Annotated in this window: 13 protein-coding genes, 1 tRNA gene and 1 pseudogene; 13 read left to right on the top strand and 2 right to left on the bottom strand. The window is 54.8% G+C overall.

Annotation, left to right across the window (positions count from 1 at the left end):
* Nucleotides 1-181: 181 nt before the first annotated feature.
* Together dnaA and dnaN are read left to right on the top strand one after the other, a co-directional pair.
* Nucleotides 182-1,588 carry a chromosomal replication initiator protein DnaA gene (gene dnaA, locus IPM59_02865; protein ID MBK9214529.1) on the top strand — a complete coding sequence of 469 codons (1,407 nt, stop codon included), beginning with the start codon at nucleotides 182-184 and terminating at the stop codon, nucleotides 1,586-1,588.
* A 411-nt stretch (nucleotides 1,589-1,999) separates the two neighbouring features.
* A complete protein-coding gene (gene dnaN / locus IPM59_02860; GenBank protein ID MBK9214528.1) occupies nucleotides 2,000-3,193 on the top strand; it encodes a DNA polymerase III subunit beta in 1,194 nt (397 codons plus the stop codon).
* A gap of 69 nt (nucleotides 3,194-3,262) precedes the next feature.
* Here dnaN and IPM59_02855 read toward each other — a convergent pair whose 3' ends face one another.
* The gene (locus IPM59_02855) at nucleotides 3,263-4,708 is read right to left on the bottom strand and encodes an MATE family efflux transporter (GenBank protein MBK9214527.1); all 1,446 of its coding nucleotides are present in this window, start codon (nucleotides 4,706-4,708) and stop codon (nucleotides 3,263-3,265) included.
* Nucleotides 4,709-4,796: 88 nt separating this feature from the next.
* Here IPM59_02855 and IPM59_02850 point away from each other — a divergent pair, with 88 nt between their 5' ends.
* From IPM59_02850 to IPM59_02805, 10 genes and pseudogenes are all read left to right on the top strand, one after another.
* On the top strand, nucleotides 4,797-5,501 hold the full coding sequence (locus IPM59_02850) for an SH3 domain-containing protein (protein MBK9214526.1): 705 nt from the start codon (nucleotides 4,797-4,799) through the stop codon (nucleotides 5,499-5,501).
* Between the two features lie 522 nt (nucleotides 5,502-6,023).
* A complete protein-coding gene (locus IPM59_02845) occupies nucleotides 6,024-6,974 on the top strand; it encodes a S1/P1 nuclease (protein ID MBK9214525.1) in 951 nt (316 codons plus the stop codon).
* Complete coding sequence (locus tag IPM59_02840; protein MBK9214524.1) at nucleotides 6,971-8,110, top strand: M20 family metallopeptidase; 1,140 nt, start codon at nucleotides 6,971-6,973, stop codon at nucleotides 8,108-8,110. The genes IPM59_02845 and IPM59_02840 overlap by 4 nt, the downstream gene beginning before the upstream one ends.
* A gap of 56 nt (nucleotides 8,111-8,166) precedes the next feature.
* Nucleotides 8,167-8,264: transfer RNA gene (locus IPM59_02835), tRNA-Sec, on the top strand.
* 34 nt (nucleotides 8,265-8,298) lie between these two features.
* Nucleotides 8,299-9,426, top strand: a complete 1,128-nt coding sequence (gene dprA, locus IPM59_02830) for a DNA-protecting protein DprA (GenBank protein ID MBK9214523.1) — start codon at nucleotides 8,299-8,301, stop codon at nucleotides 9,424-9,426.
* Between the two features lie 94 nt (nucleotides 9,427-9,520).
* Complete coding sequence (gene topA / locus IPM59_02825; GenBank protein MBK9214522.1) at nucleotides 9,521-12,082, top strand: type I DNA topoisomerase; 2,562 nt, start codon at nucleotides 9,521-9,523, stop codon at nucleotides 12,080-12,082.
* A gap of 141 nt (nucleotides 12,083-12,223) precedes the next feature.
* Complete coding sequence (locus IPM59_02820; GenBank protein ID MBK9214521.1) at nucleotides 12,224-12,805, top strand: methyltransferase domain-containing protein; 582 nt, start codon at nucleotides 12,224-12,226, stop codon at nucleotides 12,803-12,805.
* Between the two features lie 167 nt (nucleotides 12,806-12,972).
* Complete coding sequence (locus IPM59_02815) at nucleotides 12,973-13,665, top strand: outer membrane beta-barrel protein (protein ID MBK9214520.1); 693 nt, start codon at nucleotides 12,973-12,975, stop codon at nucleotides 13,663-13,665.
* A 133-nt stretch (nucleotides 13,666-13,798) separates the two neighbouring features.
* Nucleotides 13,799-15,543: pseudogene (locus IPM59_02810) on the top strand (M20/M25/M40 family metallo-hydrolase).
* 53 nt (nucleotides 15,544-15,596) lie between these two features.
* The gene (locus IPM59_02805; GenBank protein MBK9214519.1) at nucleotides 15,597-16,295 is read left to right on the top strand and encodes a hypothetical protein; all 699 of its coding nucleotides are present in this window, start codon (nucleotides 15,597-15,599) and stop codon (nucleotides 16,293-16,295) included.
* Here the strand turns inward: IPM59_02805 and IPM59_02800 are convergent.
* Complete coding sequence (locus IPM59_02800) at nucleotides 16,292-16,759, bottom strand: GNAT family N-acetyltransferase (protein ID MBK9214518.1); 468 nt, start codon at nucleotides 16,757-16,759, stop codon at nucleotides 16,292-16,294. The genes IPM59_02805 and IPM59_02800 overlap by 4 nt on opposite strands.
* Before the next feature lie 23 nt (nucleotides 16,760-16,782).
* Here IPM59_02800 and IPM59_02795 point away from each other — a divergent pair, with 23 nt between their 5' ends.
* Nucleotides 16,783-17,586, top strand: coding sequence for a CbbQ/NirQ/NorQ/GpvN family protein (locus IPM59_02795; GenBank protein ID MBK9214517.1), 804 nt, complete (start codon nucleotides 16,783-16,785; stop codon nucleotides 17,584-17,586).
* Nucleotides 17,587-17,640: the final 54 nt, after the last annotated feature.

Here is a 17,640-nt window from a genome sequence, read left to right as displayed (position 1 = left end):
GAACCGGCTGTGCAAAAGACTGTGGATAACTCTCCGGGACGGCCCGGCTTTCCTTCCGGAAATCGTTTGCATCTAAACGACTTTTGCTTCTGCCGCATGACTACGATCAAAGGAATCAAGGAGGGGGCCGCGGTCAGACATTGCATTAAGCAACACCGCGCTTTAGTCCCGTTTTCAATCTTTGCAAGCTAAGGCAACTGCACAAGAAGCGACCGTCTGGAATGAGGCCCTCGGCGTCATCGAAGGACAACTGAACAGCGAGGTTTTCAGGACATGGTTCGGGCCGATCAGGTTTGGTGGGCTCGACACCGAGAAAAGGACCGTGCAACTAGCCGCAGGCGAGGTCACCAAAGACTGGGTCTGCCGGTATTACTCGCATCTGATCGAAACAACGCTCGCCGACCTCGGATATACCGACCACACCATCGAGTGGCAAGTAGAGACTGAAAGTCTCCCGCTGCCTGAGTTTGAGGACGTGACCGTAGAAATGTTCTTTTCGCCTAAGAATGGTTCTGCCTCTGTGCGCCCCGCAACTGCCGCCAACTTCATCGACATTGAGCCGATGGAAGAGGGCCTGAATCCGAAATATACATTTGAGAAGTTCGTCGTCGGATCGTGCAACCAGTTTGCCCACGCTGCCGCCAAGGCTACGGCCGAGACGCCCGGAGCGACGTATAACCCGCTGTTCATGTACGGCGGCGTCGGACTTGGCAAGACGCACTTGATGCACGCCATCGGGCACGCGATCAAGGCCCGGAGCCCTCACATGCGCGTCGCCTATATTACGTCTGAGCGGTTCATGAATGAACTGATCAATGCGATCCGATTCAATAAGACGCCGGGTTTTCGAGATAAGTACCGCTCGATCGACGTGCTTTTAATGGACGATGTCCAGTTCCTTGCCGGCAAGGAACGTACGCAGGAAGAGTTTTTTCATACGTTCAACGCACTCTACAACAGCCAAAAACAGATCATCGTGACAAGCGATTGTCCGCCGCGCGACATCCCGACGATCGAGGAAAGGCTGCATTCGCGCTTCGAGTGGGGCCTCATCGCCGATCTGGAACCGCCTGACCTTGAGACCAAGGTAGCGATCCTTAAACGGAAAGCGGACCTGGACGGCATCCATCTCGATGATGAGATCGCTATCTATATCGCAGGAAAGGTCAGAAGCAACGTTCGTGAACTCGAAGGTTCGCTTGTCAGGCTCGTGGCTATCTCGTCTATGAAGGGCGTTCCGATCTCAAAGCAACTTGCCAAGGAAGCAATGAAGAACATTCTCGACGCCGAGCGGCCCGCCGGATTGACGATCGAGATCATAGCGAGATCTGTCGCTTCGGCCTTTGACCTTTCGATCGATCAATTGAGATCAAAGAACAACTCTCGGGCCATCGCTCTGCCGCGGCAGGTTGCTATGTATATTTCTAAACGTCTGACTCGGCACAGCTTTCCCGAGATCGGGCGAGAACTTGGCGGCAAGCATCATACTACCGTAATGCATTCGGTGGACAAGATAGATTCGATGATGCGAGAGAACGGAAATTTCCACAGGCAGGTGGAAGAGCTTATCGATAATATTTGCAATTAATTAAAATCCTTTTAACGGAATTATATGAATCGGCTTTTCCACAAGAATGGTTTATTGCAATTGCCGCTAAGTGCTTTATTTTTGGATGTTTGAAGGGCGTTTTTCCACTTTTCCACCGGTATTGGCATGAACAGCCTGTGAATGTCAGTGGAAAAGTGACGTATTGAGACCCGGCGAGTTTGAGCTGAAGTTTTCCACAAGTTTTCCACAGTAATATGTGGGCGGAAAAATCCAAGCAAAACAATAACTTACGGCAGTTTTCAACATTTTCACAGGCGTCTAATAGAACTATTTTCTTACTTCTGATTTTCTTTTCTTTCAATAGGTTTAAGACGGCAATGATTGTATATTAATAGGAAATCGGTTTTAAGTAGGAAACAATAGTCTCTACGACTAAGGAGCAGAAAAGAAATGGAATTCAAGATCAAGCAAGATGTCCTCAGACAGGAATTGGGATTTATTCAAGGCGTGGTTGAGCGCAAGACGACGATCCCCGTATTGTCCAATATTCTCATCGAATCTTTGGGCGAGGGCGAGATCCGTATCATCGGAACCGACCTCGATTGCACGATGCGCTGTGATGCCGAGGCCGAGATCATAACGCCGGGTGCGATATGTGTGCAGGCTCGCAAGCTCTTTGACATCGTAAGGGCCCTCGATCCCGGCGATGTTCACTTTAAGAAGGAGGACAACGAATGGGTCGGTATGAAATGCGGACGGGCAGACTATCGGCTGGCCGGCGTCGCCAAGGACCAGTTTCCCGAATTGCCGCTATCCAAGAGTACGCCAATGAAGTTGCCGTCGGCGACTTTTGCGTATTTTGTTCGCAACACGTCCTTCGCTATAACGACCGAGCAATCGCGGTTCACATTGTCTGGTGCGAAGTTCATGATCGGCGAGGGAATCGCGAAGATGGTTACCACGGACGGCCATCGTTTGGCATACGTCTCGTGCGAGATCGACGACAAAGAGAGCGTTATCGAGACACTAATCCCCAAAAAGGCCCTTGTCGAGCTTGTGAAACTCGCCAGGCATGATGGCGAGGTGTCCTTTGGCGAGGATCCGAATCATATCTTTTTCGAGACGGAGGGACGCCTGCTGATAACGCGGAAATTGACTGGCAGCTTTCCGAATTATGAGATGGTGATGCCGAAGGACAATGATCATACGGCGATCTTTGATCTGTCCGAGATGCGGCGGGCCGTTAACCGCATGTCGCTGATCGCCGACGATCGAAACGGATCTATAAGGCTGAATATTCGAGAAGGCGAGATAGAGATTACTGCGAAAGCCGCCGAGCAGGGCGAGGGCAATGAGGTCGTTCAGGCGGAGTATTCGGGCGATGAGATGCAGCTCGGCTTTAATTGGAAATATCTGATGGATTTCCTGGCAAATGTCAGTTCTACCGAGATGATCGCCCACGAAGCCGCCGACGAGGGTGAGGCCATCAAGGAAACTGATGGTGATAAGGTTCGTGTCAGAGAGTCGGCACCGCCGGTCAAGATAGCATTTGAGTTCAAGGACCCGAATGCCCAGACCCAGATGTCGATCGCGGGAGAGACTGGATACGACTATAAGTATATCGTGATGCCGCTAAGGATCTGATCGAAGTGGAATCTAGTAGTGAACAACGGCCCGACTCCTAGAGCTGGGCCGTTCTTGTCTGGCGAAAACTCACGTAGTAGCGTGAATGTCCACTGAGATCGAGCGCCATTTGCCTTGGCGAAACCGAAAGATGCTGAGTGAGCAACGTGTCATATGTCCGACGAGGATAGCCAGCCAGATGTGGATAGGTTCGAGGGTGCTGATACTCCTGATAACAAGACAAATCCCTATCGGTACTGCAACCTGCGAGATGATCGAGATATAGAGTGGGCCCTTGGTATCACCGGTTCCCTGCAGCCCGCCCGTAAAGGCCAGGGCGGCGGAGATGAACAGCCCCGAGAAAGCCAAAATATGCAATAGTTCTATACCGATCGCAACGGCGGCGGTGTCGGTCATGCCGAATATTGCCAGCAATTGCTGCGGGAAGAAGAAGTAGAACAGACCAAAAAAGGCTGCGCCGGCGAGCCCAAATCGAGCGGCCGCATTTACGGCGGCATACGCACGGTCAGGCTGCTTAGCTCCAAGATTCTGTCCGGCGACGGCCGCCGAAGCTCCCATCAGTCCGTTAGCCGACCATGTGACGAGCAGGAAAAGCTGGCCGTAAGAAAGAGCATAGGCCGCCTGGGCAGCGGCACTGTTGGCGAGCGTGCCGATAAAGTAGAACATCAAAAGGCCGCCGACGTTCATCGCGATCCCCTGAAAGCCGGCCGGCAACCCGAAAGCAAAGAGCGATCGAATGATCGACCAATCCGGCCCCCAGCCGGAGCCCCTCGGAAAATGGACGACCCATCCGCCCGTCGAGAGTTTGTAGATCGCGTAAATGCCGACTGAACCAGCCGCGATGCTGGAGCCCATGGCCGAACCGACCGTCCCAAATTCAGGTATCGGCCCGAGGCCGCGTATGAGAATGACGTTAAGCACCAGGTTCAGGATCGTCATTACGATGCCGAGAGCCATAGGCGTTCGTGAATCGCCCGCCGAGCGTAGCGACCCGCTCGTCATGAAATAGATCATCAACCCAATGCTGAATACAAAAGTGACCCGAAGAAACGGAAGGGCCTCCGCCTTGACGTCAGAGTCAGAACTGACCAGGTCAAGCAGGTATGGCGAGGCAAAATAGCCTACCGGTGCCATAATAAATACACCGATAAAAACTGCCGTCAGAAAGGCCTGATACACGGTCCGGTCAACCTTCTCTTTATTGCCCGCTCCGGCATAGCGAGCAACGTGGACCGCCATGCCGATAAAGATCGATGAGATAAAAACGACGACCGTGAGGAATATCTGAAAGCTGATGCCCATCGCGGCATTAGCCTTGTAACCGACAAGGTTGCCGACGAGTATATGGTCGATCATCCCCTGAATGCCGGCCACTACATTAGTGAGCATAGTCGGCCATGCGATCTTCCAGACAGCGCGGCCTAATGGCCCCTCAACGATCGATCTGTCGAAGGGGGCTTTCTGCGGCGGTGTTTCGTCGGCCGGCTCGGATCCGTTCTCTTGCTTGTCAGGCATTCTTTGCGAGGCTGTCGGTGATTCTAAATGATACCGAAGCAATGGACTGGTTTGCCAACGGCGGTAAAGTGAATTATAACTAGCCCGTATGAAACAGTGCCCGTCGTGCGGAACGACCTATACCGACGCCTCGCTCAGCTACTGCCTCGCAGATGGAGCGGCCCTTAGCGATCTCTCGCCGGCGGAGGAGGCGACCGTGGTCCGCTCAGGGAGCGACCCAGTGCGGGTCAATATTCCGCAGACGCAGCCGATCATCACACCGACAACTGTGACCCAACCGCCGGGCGGCTCATCGGGCACTGTCCTCAAGGTGGTCATCGGATTGCTCGTGCTGGTGATCCTCGCAATCGTCGGGCTCGGCTTGGCGGGCGTCCTGTATTACAGCGCGGGCCGCGGCGATGATGTTGCCGTTAACAATGTCAATATGAACAAGCCGGCACTACCACCAAGCCCGCTGCCATCGGTCAGCGAAACTGATGAACTGCGCAAGCAGATCGCTGATCTCGAAAAGAAGCTGAATGAGCAGAAGAATACAAATCGTCCGGTCGATATACCGCTAACGCTGCCGAATCAGACCTCGACTCGGTCGGCCCGTGTGAATTCGCCCGGCGATGGGTTTCTCGCCCTGCGCACATATCCGAGCAGTTCGGTAGGCGGACGAATACTCCAGATCCCACACGGTGCCTCGGTAACGGTCGGCGGATGCCTTGCCCCGTCGGGCGGCGGCCGCTGGTGCCGGGCCAGCTATAACGGCTATTCGGGCTGGGTGTTTGATAAGTATCTCAACTACTAGAAAAGAGAAAGGGTGCGGCCTCTTTTGAAAGTTGCCGCACCCGGTAGGTCAATTTTAGGTAGGTATTATTGAGGGTTATTATGAATCGCCCTGTGAACGTTACGGCCGGGCGTCGCCGAATGGGGCATAGTAGAAGCGCCCCAATGTCCTAAAACTCGTTGTGTCAAACCTCCTGCGTGCTCCGCAATCCGTACACACGCGATAAGAACCATGTTTCGTCGTGAACGGCCGGCTCATATCCTTGTGCCAGCAACCGAATAACGCGGCAAAAATGCCTATCGGTTTCGCGAGCGAATCGTCATTTCTATCAATTAAACGTCCGAATGTCAAACTTTGTTCCAAAATATTTCGCATCATCGTTTCCTGCTTCCCAACTGATGAACGATGAAATAAAAAACACTTGCACGTCTATGATGATCAAAAGCAAGTCAAGGTTTGTCTGAACCTTCGTTAGGAATGCATCTTTCTCTCACGGCGGTTATTCGATAAACTCTTGGAAACGGATTCGATCAGGAGAAATGTATGAGACGAGTGTGGAGTTCGGCGGCAGCGGTCGTCGTGCTGCTGGTGCTAACAGTGTCATCCTTTTCGTGGGATAACGTAGGGCATGAGATCAGCGCTTACATAGCGTGGCAACGGATGGCCCCCGAGGTTCGCGAACGTGTCGTGAAGATACTCCTCGATGCGGCGGAGGATTCGGACATACCGACCTTCTACGTCAGCTACGGTTCGCAAAGCGAGGAGGCCCGAAAACGTCAGTATTTTATGATGATAGCGACGTGGGCCGACGTCGTTCGTGACCGGACGTTTGAGGTCCGGTATCGCAAATACCATAAGTCAAACTGGCATTATTCCGATTCATTCTGGACGATCAAGGACGGCAAGATCGAGTCATTACCGCCCCCGGGCGATGGCGGCAAAGCTCTTGAGAAACTCTCCGAGTATTCTGATCTGCTAACGAGCAGCGCAACGGCTTCGCAAAAAGCTGTTGCGATAGCCTGGATCGAACACATCATAGGTGACCTGCACCAGCCGCTTCATACATCGGCCCGAGTGACGGAAACGGAATCAAAGGGCGATCAGGGCGGGAACCTCTTTCTATTGACGCCGCAAGGCACGCCGCGAAATGCTCAAAAAAACCTTCACAGCTTTTGGGACTCGATAGTCGTTCACAGCATACCGAACAGTGATGATCTGTGTGACTCAACGTATGTCGAGCCGATAGCGCGGAAGATATTGAAGAAGTATCCGTATGAGAAGCTGCAAGCGCGGCTGGCTGCGGGAAAGTTTGCGGATTGGACCGCCGAGAGCCTTAAGATATCGCAGACAGAGGTCTTTTCCGCTGACCTCGTCCGTTTTCGGGAGCCTTCAGACAAATACCGGAAGAAGGCATTAAAGATCAGTGAGGAACGTCTCGCGCTGGCCGGATATCGCATGGCCGAGCTGTTCAATGCCGCTTTTGCCGCAAAATGACGCCTCACGAAGTTCTCGCACATTTCAACGCCCGAGAGGCGGCCATTTGTGAAGCGATCTGTGAGATCGTCGAGATAGAATCGCCGTCTTACGACGCTGTGCGAAGCGCTGTGGTCGTCGACCGGATCGAAGCGCTCTTTCGCGAATTGCCGATCGATCTGGATTTTGAGCGCATCGAGGCCGATGGCGTCGGCACGCATCTGATCATCAGAGCGTTCCCCGGTGAGGGGCCGTGCACGATGCTGCTTGGCCACACCGACACAGTGCACGCGGTCGGCACGAAAGAGAAGAACCCGACACGGATCGATGGCGATAGGTTATACGGATGCGGGACCTTTGACATGAAGGCGAACATCATCCTGATGATCGAGGCCTTGCGATATCTCGCCGGGACGGGCACACGGCCGCCTCGGCCAGTAAATATCGTCCTCTCATGCGACGAGGAGGTCGGCAGCCGCACGGGCCAAGCGCTCGTCGAACGCGAGGCCGCGGCGGCGGCGTGCTGTCTCATCCCCGAACCGTCGGCCGGCGGTCGGGTGAAGACCGCCCGAAAGGGCACTGGAATGTTCAGGCTCGTTGCCCACGGTGTTCCAGCCCACGCAGGCCTTGATCCTGAAAAGGGTGCGAATGCGATTGCTGAATTGGCTCGTCAGGTGGACAGGGTTCACGCCATTGCCGATCCGTCTATCGGCACCACCGCAAACGTAACGACCTTTCGCGGCGGGACGACGACAAACGTTATACCGGACCGGGCCGAGTGCGATATCGATGTGAGGTTTTCAGATTCGAGCGAAGCGGCGCGTGTCGAGGCCGCGCTCAGGTTGCTTTCGCCGGTCGACGATCGCGTCACTCTTGAGCTGTTGGGTTCCGTAAACCGGCCGCCGCTCGAACGAAATAAGGCAGTTATTGAACTCTATCAGAAGGCCAGAGGCATAGCCGCAAGTTTCGATTACGAGCTTGGTGAGACACAGGTCGGCGGCGCGTCGGACGGCAATTTTGTCGCTGCGCTTGGCGTTCCCGTCCTCGACGGACTCGGCTTGGCCGGCGACGGTGCGCACAGGCTGGATGAGCATGTTCTGGTCAGCGATATTGCAAAGCGAGCGACGCTGGTGACGCTGCTGATCGGACAAAACTGATTAGTAATTATCAAATCAGCAATTACTAATTAGAGGAATGGCTTTATCTTAGATGCGGAGGCGCGGCTTGTCCGGTGATGGGCGCGGTCTTCAAAACCGTTGTGACGGCGCGAGAGCGTCGTCAGGTGGGTTCGACTCCCACACGCCTCCGCCAAGATCAGTAGACGGTAAGCAGTTAGCAGCAAAGGATGATCGATTGGATAGCCCTGAACATGACCCCGGGCGTGGGTCCGCGAGCGGCGACACGGTTATTAGAACGATTTGGCTCTGCGTCAAGTGTTTTTCATGCGCGGCGGACCGAGCTCGAATCGCTGCGGCTCAAGCCGGAAACAACGGACAGCATCATTAAGCGTGAGTTTCACGAACGTGCTGCCGACGAACTGGAACGTGTCAAAAAGCTCGGCGGCGACATTCTGATACTCGACGACGGCAGCTATCCGTCGATGCTGCGTGAGATCGCCGACCCGCCGCCGGTGTTGTATGCAAAGGGCGACTGGCAGGCTTGCGCCGATCAGCCGTGTATCGGTGTCATCGGTTCGCGTACCTGTTCAACGTATGGCGAGAATGCCGCTGAGATGCTTGGCCGTGACCTCGCATCGCGTGGAATTACGATCGTTTCCGGCCTCGCCCGCGGTATCGATGCCGCGGCCCATCGCGGAGCGATACGCGGACAAGGCCGAACGATCGGCGTGATGGGTACGGGACTCGATCGCTATTATCCGCGAGAGAATACCAAGCTGGTGCACGAGATAATCGGGTCGGGCGGATGTATCGTTACGCAGTTTCCTCTGGGTACGCCGCCGCTGGCCGAGCATTTCCCTTTTCGCAATCGCATCATTAGCGGCCTTAGCTACGGCGTGCTGATCGTTGAGGCATCGGAACGCAGCGGCTCGCTCATCACCGCGCGGCTGGCGGCCGAGCAGGGCCGCGATGTGATGGCCGTTCCGGGCAATATCACTTCGGGCAACTCATTCGGGACGAATTACCTTATTAAGAGTGGTGCAAAGCTCGTTCAGCAATGGCAGGACGTGGTTGCCGAACTGCCGGCTGAGATCGCTGCAACGATCCTGCCGCCGCCGGTCGACAAGGAAACGGAGGTATCCGAAGGTCGCCAGCAACCTCTCATCCCGGCCGATCTCAGCCCGCATGAACGCACAGTCTGGGACATTTTGAACCCGGACGAACCGACGCACATCGACATACTTCTTGAGACAAGTGCTCTGTCATTTGGCGACCTGAACGCCGCCCTAGTGAGCCTCGATATCCGCGACCTGATCCGTGTCCTTCCGGGCAAACACTACGCCCGGAGAATGTAACTCTCTTTTCGAATCAGAATTGACAAGATCGCAAACGAGGTGTTAGTAGTCTTAACCGTCGGTACGAAACTTGTGCCGGCGTATTTTTTTCAGAATGTCAAAGAACCTCTTAATAGTTGAGAGCCCCGCAAAAGCCAAAACCATCGAAAAGATCCTCGGCGCTGATTTTCAGGTAAATAGCTGCTTTGGACACATCCGCGATCTCGAAAAGGCGGGAATGGGTATCGATATCGCAAACGATTTCGAACCTCGCTATATTGTCCCCGATGAAAAGAAAAAGGTCGTCAGCGAACTGAGGTCTCTGGCAAAAAGATCCGCCGAAGTATGGCTCGCAACTGACGAGGACCGTGAGGGCGAGGCCATTAGCTGGCACCTGTGCGAGGTGTTGGGTCTCGATCCGGCATCGACAAAACGCATCGTGTTTCACGAGATCACAAAGCCTGCGATTGAAGCGGCTGTCCGCAGCCCCCGCACGGTGAACATGGACCTCGTCATGGCCCAGCAGGCCCGCCGCGTGCTGGATCGCATTGTCGGATTTGAGTTGAGCCCCGTGCTGTGGCGAAAGATCAGCACGAGCAACAATAGCCTCAGCGCTGGCCGCGTGCAGAGCGTCGCGGTCCGTCTGATCGCCGATCGCGAACGCGAGATCAATGCTTTTCAACAGGTAATCCACTTCAAGATCGAGGGGCTTTTTGCTGCCGATGACATAACCGGAAAAAAGGTAACTTTCAAGGCCGAAGGGCGAAAGCAGGAAAGCGCTGACGATGCGGAAAGGTTCTTGCAGGGGTGTGTCGGGGCGGAATACACGGTGACCGATATTCGTGTCAAGCCTGGCAAACGCTCGCCGGCCCCGCCGTTCACGACATCTACGCTGCAGCAGGAAGCTTCGAGAAAACTGGGCTACGGCGTGGCACGAACCATGCAGATAGCCCAGAGGCTGTATGAGAACGGCCATATTACCTATATGCGCACCGACAGCGTGAACCTGAGCGATACGGCGATGGACGACATCAAGCACGCCGTGAACAATATGTTTGGCGAAAGGTATCACCAGTCCCGGAAATTCAAGAATAAGAACGAAGCTGCCCAGGAAGCACACGAGGCCATTCGCCCGACCAATGCCCTGGCGACCACCATTAACGACGAGGAATGGCGACGGCTGTATGAACTGATCTGGAAGCGAACGATCGCATCGCAAATGGCTGAGGCCGAGCTGGAGAAAACGACCGTCAAGATCGAGATCTCGACAAATAAAGAAGAGCTTACGGCCGCGGGCGAGGTATTGAAGTTTGACGGGTTTCTGAAGGTCTATCGAGAGGATAAAGATGAGGACGACCAGGAAGAAGCATCACAAGGCCTGTTGCCGCCGATGACCGTAGGCCAGTTGCTGCCGCTCGTGGAACTACGGGCAACCGAGCGGTTCAGCCGCTCTCAGCCGCGATACACCGAAGCATCACTCGTCAAGAAACTCGAGGAGCTAGGTATCGGCCGCCCGTCCACATACGCTCCGACGATCTCAACCATCCTAAAACGCGGCTATGTTGAGAAACGGGATAAGGAAGGCACTCCGAGGGCTTTCAGGATCCTGATATTGAAAGACGGATCGATCAGCAAGACGCAAGATTCCGAGAACACGGGTGCAGAAAAGGCAAAGCTGTTCCCGACCGACCTCGGGCTGGTGGTGACCGATTTTCTTAAAGAGCATTTTGACGCCATCATGGACTACGGCTTCACCGCGAGGATCGAAGAAGAATTCGACGAGGTGGCTGAAGGGAAGCTCGAATGGCACACGATGCTCGATGAATTTTATGGGCCATTCAAACGAGACGTCGACAATACCATCGAGAGGGCGGAACGCGTAAAAGCGGAGCGGCAACTGGGCATCGATCCCGAATCCGGCAAACCGGTCATCGCCCGCATGGCCCGCTATGGCCCGATCATCCAGATCGGCACCGTCGATCAGGAAGAGAAACCGAGATTTGCAAAGGTCCCAACCGGCCAAAGCATTGAGACCATTACGTTTGAGGAAGCGTTAGCCTTGTTCAAGCTGCAAAGCACAATGGGCACGTACGAGGGCAAAGAATTGTCAGCCGGCGTGGGCCGATACGGGCCTTATATAAAATGGGGCGACGAATTTGTCTCCGTACCCCGCGGCACTGACCTTGCGGTCGTCGATACTGAAATGGCAATCGGCTATATCAAGGCCAAACAAGAAGCCGAAACACCGGTTGGCGAGTATGACGGCAAACCGATCACAAAGGGTTCCGGACGCTTCGGGCCATTCATTAAGTGGGACGGCATGTTCATCAATGTGCCGCGGCGTTACGATCTTGATCACCTGACGCAGGCCGAGATGAACGAACTTATCGATGCAAAGCGCGAAAAGGAAGCAAATCGTTACATACACCGCTGGGAAGACGAAAAGATATCAGTCGAGAATGCCCGTTGGGGCCCTGTAATCAAATTTGGCAAAAAGGTAATAAATATTCCCAAGCGAGGTGACGGAACGCGCGCGACGGCTGAGGATGCTGCGGCACTGACATTGGAAGAGGTAAAGAAGCGGATCGAGGCCGAGGTGCCGGGAGCGTTCTCAAAAAAGGCGAGACCTTCGGCTAAAAAAACGCAGACCCGGAAACCGGCGAAGAAGAAAGCCTAGATAATGCGACCTGCCGGGCAAGGCCGACGTTGGGCTGAGCGGTATTGCCAAAACGAGGTTTGTGATTATAATATGACAGACGACATTCCGGCCGTGTGATTTGCTGGCGGGCTTTGCAAAGGTCCGTTGCCACGAGTTTGCATGAACGAGAACCTTCAGTTCCTACAGGCTTTTCTCAAGAATCCGCTCAAGGTCGGCGCCATTGCGCCCAGTTCACCCGAACTCGCGGCGGAGATGCTTCATGGCATTGAGCCCGACGATCATAATATCGTTCTCGAGTTGGGCGTTGGGACAGGAGCGATAACGAGGTTTCTTCGAGGCGTGATACCTAGTCGTGAGTCATACCTCGGCATAGAGCTGGACGCGGACCTTGTAAAGACACTGAACCGAAACTTCCCTGACGTCAATATCATTCAGGGCAACGCGGCCGAGGCCTACACGATCCATAAGGATTCCGGCCTTGGGAAGGTCCGTTATCTTGTGTGCTGTTTGCCTTTTGTTTCTTTGCCAAAGGAAGTAAGCGAGGCCGTCCTGACCGAGATCTCGCGGTTCATGGACGAGGGATGCGAGCTTCGCCTGTTTCAGTACGCTCACGGCTATTTTTTGCCGCCGGCGATCAAGCTACGCGAATATCTCAAAACACGGTATGGAAAGTCCCGCCGCAGCCCGCTTGTACTAAAAAATGTCCCGCCTGCATACACGCTGACCTGGTCTACCGTATAGTCAGATTTTTGACGAAAAATAACTTGACACGCCGCCGTAGAAGGCGTATTTTTTTGGTTACTGTGTCAGCTTTTTGAGGGGCAGGGTGTTTCAATTTCAATTTCTTGGGATCATTCGAGTAGGCCTCGAATGGTCCCACACGTTTGGATCAGAAGGAGAATAAGATTATGAAAAGGATTTTCTTTATTGCCCTAGCGGCAATGGTGTTTTCGCTCTTTACGATGTCCGCCATGGGACAGGATGAGCGAAATAAGGTTGAGTTTTTTGGCGGCTATTCGTACCTGAATACGGATATTGGATGGGACGAGGAGGTCAAAGTAGAGGGCTTCGAGTCGGATTTTGATGACCGTTTTGGCTCGCATGGATTTGAGGCCGCGCTAACCGGCAACTTCCATCGCTATGCCGGGGCAAAATTCGATTTTTCTTCGCACAGCAAGACGCGTTCATTCAGTGATTTTATTCCAGAGGGCGGTTCCTATGATCTCAGGCTAAAGGTCAGGACGAATCAATTTCTGGGCGGGCTTCAGTTCAAGGACAATAAGAAGGAAGGCGGCAGGGTTCGTCCCTTTGCCCACGTCCTCGCCGGTGTAGCTAATCAGAAGGTCGAATACACGGAAACATATACCGGCGGCGGCGGCAGCATCAGCCCGGGCGGCAGCACGTTCAGTGACAGCCTCTCGAAGAACAGCTTTGCGATGGTCTTTGGCGGCGGTGTTGATGTTCATGTCGGCAAGCGTGTCGATATCCGCATCTTCCAGTTCGATTTTAATCCGATCTTTATGAAGGCGGATTCCGATTTCGATATTGGTAGCCATACCCAGAAGAACTTCCGTATCTCGGCGGGTATCGTTATCCACTAGGATTGGCAAATATGCGGGCACGGCCCGCTTTGCTTAGAGATTTTGCGGCTGTCTGAGATAATAGTCTCAGACAGCCTTTTTCATTTGCCAAAGGGTAAGTCATATCTCTTTCCAATATATTCAGGAGAATACTATGTTGAAACGCCGTATTTTGGGCCTATTTTTGATGACTTCGGTCCTGCTGCCGAGCGTATCTCTGGCGCAGAGCAGGCCCTACGCCGCACCAAAGGACGTGATCGACCGCATCAAGGACGAAGGCATGAACCGCTCGCAGGTTATGCAGACCTTGAGTTATATGACCGATGTTATCGGCCCGAGACTGACCGGCAGCCCCGGCCTAAAACGCGCTAATGAATGGACGCGCGATACGCTTGCTAAATGGGGCCTGCAAAATGCACACCTCGAATCGTGGGGGCCGTTCGGACGTGGTTGGACGCTAAAGCGATATTCGGCCCAGGTGGATGGGCCGACAGCATTTCCCTTGATCTCATATCCTAAGGCGTGGTCGCCGGGAACAGATACGCTGATCCCTGCTCCCGCCGTCGACCAGAAAGCAAAAAAGAAGACTGCGGCGGCCCCTGCTCCCGCGAGCACGGCTTTCACCGGCGAGGTGGTAAGAATGTCGGCGGCAAACGAAGCCGAGTTGGAGCAATACAAGGGCAAGCTCAAGGGCAAGATCGTGATGCTCGGCAACATCCGCGAGCCGAAAGCGCATTTCGAACCTCAGGCAGAACGTGCGAGCGATAAGGAACTGCTCAGCATGGCCGACGCTCCGGATCCGGCGACGATCACGCAGAGCGGCGGTTTCCCGGGGAATTTTGCACAGATGATGCAGTTCAATAATAAGCGGATGCGTTTCCTGGCGGATGAGGGTGCGGCGATCCTTATCGACTCTGCCCGCGGTGACGGCGGCACGGTCTTTGTTCAAGGCGCCGCAGCCGTTCCGCCTGATGCCCCGCCGACAACGGGCCAGCCGTTCCCTAACGTCCGTACCAAGGACGCCAAAGTGCCGATCCAGATCAGCGCGGCCGTGGAGCACTTTAATCGCGTTGCCAGAATGATAGATGCCGGCGAAAAGGTGACGATGACGATCGACCTCGCCGTGGCGTATCAGGATGAGGACCCCAACGCCTACAACACAATTGCCGAGATCCCGGGCTCGGACAAGGCGGACGAGATCGTGATGCTGGGCGGGCATCTCGATTCATGGCACGGCGGCACCGGCGCGACTGACAACGGCGCAGGCTGCGCTGTAATGATGGAAGCGGTCCGGATCCTGCAAACGCTCGGCCTTAAACCGCGCCGCACGATCCGCATCGCGCTGTGGACCGGCGAGGAACAAGGCCTGCTCGGGTCACGGGCGTATGTCAAACAGCACTTTGGCTACCGTGGCGACGGCACGACGCCGATGTTTGGCGGCGGCAGGCAGGGCCAGGCCCCGCTTCCGTTGACCAAGCTGCCGGACTATGAGAAATTCTCGGCCTACTTCAATATCGATAATGGCACGGGCAAGGTTCGCGGCGTTTATATGCAGGGCAATGAGAATGTCAGGCCTATCTTCCGCTCATGGCTGGCTCCATTCAAGGACATGGGCGCCGACACGCTGACGCTGTCAAATACGGGCGGGACCGACCACCTTGCGTTTGACGCGATAGGGTTGCCGGGATTTCAGTTTATTCAAGATGAGATCGAATATGATACGCGAACGCACCATTCGAATATGGACGTCTTCGATCGGATCCAGGCCGATGATATGAAGCAGATGGCCGTCATCCTTGCTTCATTCGTCTATCAAACAGCGATGATGGACGAGAAGATGCCGCGAAAGGCGGTTCGTTAATACTATGACCCATATTCAATACCTCTCCGGCGCGATAAGCGCCGGAGAATGCGTCAGCAACGCATGGGAGACGCTAAAGGCCAAATACGGCATGTACATTGGCATTTCGCTGATCGCCATGCTGCTGACGGGCTGCGTCCCGTGCCTGAACATCTTCCTTCTGGGTCCGATCATGGGCGGCGTTTACTACGTCGTCCTGCGCGACATGCGGGGCGAACCGGTCGAGTTTGGCATGATGTTCAAGGGCTTTGAGAAGTTCCTGCCGCTTATGATCATCGGGCTGATCCAGTCGATCCCAGGCATCATCGCGCAGGTCTTGCAGTACGCGGCCCAGTTTGCGGAGATCGGCCTCAAGGGAATTGACGGTGGCGGCCGAAACTTCTTCCAGATATCGGGGAGCGACCTTGCCATATCGAGCGGGATGATAGTGCTCTTCGTGGTGGTGCTGGTCGTCTTCATGCTGTTCTCATTCGCATGGTGGGCGATCTTTCTATTTGCAGTTCCCCTGATCATCGAGCACGACCTTGGCGCAGGCGAGGCGATCAAGCTGAGCGCAAGGGCCGCCATGAGCAACATTGGCGGACTGATCCTCTACTTCATTCTTCTGATCCCGATCATGCTTGTCGGTATGCTCATGCTTTGCATAGGCATGTTCCTGATCTCGATACCTGTAATGTATATCGGTCAGGTGTTCGTTTACAGGATGGTCTTTCCGTATGCAGGCACGCCGCTCAACATGGCGCCGCCTCCGCCGACGGAATACGGCTTTGGCGGCGGACAGTATGCCTAGAGCGTGAGTTCCATGAACAGCACGCCGTCGTTAGGATTGTCGTAATACGGCGCTATCGGCACAAAGCCGTGAGACTCATACAGGCTCACGGCTTTGCCCATCTTGGGCGGGAAAGTGTCGAGACGCATCTTTGAATAGCCGATATTTCGGGCGTCAGCAATAAGGCGTTCGATAAGCTGTACGCCGATCTGTTTTCCGCGAAACCCCTCGCGAACGAACAATCGCTTCATCTCGCAAATACCGTCATCGAGATTTCGCATCGCTATACAGCCGGCAATCTCACCGTCCGAGTACGCGAGAAGCAATCGTCCGTCAGGCATCGCATACTTTCCCGGCAAACCAGCCAACTCAGCCTCAAAGCCTTGAAAACAAAGGTCGAGGCCGAGCCATGATTCGTATTCGCGAAACAAACCCCTCGCGCTAGCGATCTGGTCCGCAGTCTCAGCTTGGACGATTGCTGGCATCACTTTACTATACCTAAATAGATATGGAACTTGCGGTCGAGAAATACAAGGTCAAAGCTGAGCCCTTTTACCTGCCGATCAAGGACGAGGTCGAGCTGTTCGAGGCGGCGTATGCTGCGAAATTACCGGCATTGTTAAAAGGCCCGACGGGCTGCGGCAAGACGCGCTTTGTCGAATACATGGCGCATCGCCTGAACCGCCCGCTCATCACCGTCGCGTGTCACGAAGACCTTTCCTCGACGGATCTTGTCGGCCGCTTTCTGCTCGAGGGCGAAGAGACCGTATGGCACGACGGCCCGATGACAGCGGCCGTTCGCGCCGGTGCGATTCTGTACCTCGACGAGGTCGTCGAGGCGCGCAAAGACACCGTCGTCATCATTCACCCGCTCACCGACGACCGCCGCCGCCTGCCGATCGAAAAGCGCGGCACCGTGCTCGACGCGCCCGACGAATTCATGCTCGTCGTCAGCTATAATCCCGGCTATCAGTCGATCCTCAAAGATCTAAAGCAATCGACGCGGCAACGCTTTGTCGCACTTGAATTCGATTACCCCAACGCCGAAGCGGAAACCGAGATAGTTGCGAAAGAAGGCGGCATCGACGAATCAACCGCCGCAGACCTCGTAAAGATCGGTCAAAAGGTGCGCAATCTTCGCGGCCACGGCCTCGAGGAAGGCGTCTCGACACGCCTCCTCATCTACGCCGCCCAACTCATCGCCAAAGGTATCTCGCCTATCGCCGCCGCCGAGGTCGCCATCTGCTCGCCCATCACCGACGACCGCGAACTACAACGCAGCATCCGCGAGATCGTGACGACGATTATTTAGCTCTACTCGGCTGGGGTTTGGACGTGTCGATTTTTTGCTTAGGTACGATCAATT

The sequence above is a fragment of the Chloracidobacterium sp. genome (assembly GCA_016715795.1).
In the GTDB taxonomy this organism is placed as follows: domain Bacteria; phylum Acidobacteriota; class Blastocatellia; order Pyrinomonadales; family Pyrinomonadaceae; genus OLB17.
The sequence above is the reverse complement of the archived record's forward strand: the minus strand, read 5'-3'. Positions and strand labels throughout refer to the sequence as shown.

Bases quoted from the DNA above. Each gene is read 5' to 3' on its own strand.
- IPM59_02840 (MBK9214524.1), top strand. From the start codon at position 6,971: ATGACGCCTCACGAAGTTCTCGCACATTTCAACGCCCGAGAGGCGGCC.
- IPM59_02795 (MBK9214517.1), top strand. From the start codon at position 16,783: ATGGAACTTGCGGTCGAGAAATACAAGGTCAAAGCTGAGCCCTTTTAC.
- dnaN (MBK9214528.1), top strand. From the start codon at position 2,000: ATGGAATTCAAGATCAAGCAAGATGTCCTCAGACAGGAATTGGGATTT.
- IPM59_02855 (MBK9214527.1), bottom strand. From the start codon at position 4,708: ATGCCTGACAAGCAAGAGAACGGATCCGAGCCGGCCGACGAAACACCG.
- IPM59_02800 (MBK9214518.1), bottom strand. From the start codon at position 16,759: ATGCCAGCAATCGTCCAAGCTGAGACTGCGGACCAGATCGCTAGCGCG.
- topA (MBK9214522.1), top strand. From the start codon at position 9,521: ATGTCAAAGAACCTCTTAATAGTTGAGAGCCCCGCAAAAGCCAAAACC.
- dprA (MBK9214523.1), top strand. From the start codon at position 8,299: ATGATCGATTGGATAGCCCTGAACATGACCCCGGGCGTGGGTCCGCGA.
- IPM59_02820 (MBK9214521.1), top strand. From the start codon at position 12,224: ATGAACGAGAACCTTCAGTTCCTACAGGCTTTTCTCAAGAATCCGCTC.
- IPM59_02845 (MBK9214525.1), top strand. From the start codon at position 6,024: ATGAGACGAGTGTGGAGTTCGGCGGCAGCGGTCGTCGTGCTGCTGGTG.
- IPM59_02815 (MBK9214520.1), top strand. From the start codon at position 12,973: ATGAAAAGGATTTTCTTTATTGCCCTAGCGGCAATGGTGTTTTCGCTC.
- IPM59_02850 (MBK9214526.1), top strand. From the start codon at position 4,797: ATGAAACAGTGCCCGTCGTGCGGAACGACCTATACCGACGCCTCGCTC.
- IPM59_02805 (MBK9214519.1), top strand. From the start codon at position 15,597: ATGTACATTGGCATTTCGCTGATCGCCATGCTGCTGACGGGCTGCGTC.